Source organism: Pseudomonas sp. AC463, from assembly GCF_979253585.1.
The window spans coordinates 1-275 of sequence record NZ_CEEDDZ010000577.1 but is presented as its reverse complement, the minus strand read 5'-3'; the positions used below and the strand labels follow the sequence as shown (position 1 = coordinate 275).

1 pseudogene is annotated in these 275 nt (G+C 61.8%); it reads left to right on the top strand.

Annotation, left to right across the window (positions count from 1 at the left end):
• Positions 1 to 275, top strand: a pseudogene (locus AC0IYH_RS31495) (TonB-dependent siderophore receptor); the annotation flags it as partial.

Sequence of the window (275 nt, the reverse complement as noted above, 5' to 3'; positions counted from 1 at the left end):
CTGGCAGATATCCCCGGATACCCGGCTGATGCTGGACGCCGAGTTCTCCCGCACCGAATCCGTATTCGACCGCGGCATCCCGGCCGTGAATGGCCAGCTGGGCTCAGTCAAGCGATCAACGTTCGTTGGCGAGCCCAACGACGGTGACATTCGCAACGACAACCAGACCCTCGACCTGGCCCTCGAGCACTACCTGAACGACACCTGGAAACTGCGTCTGGCCAACCATTACACCCAAGGCACCTTGCAGGGAAACAGCTCGGAACCCCAGGCGC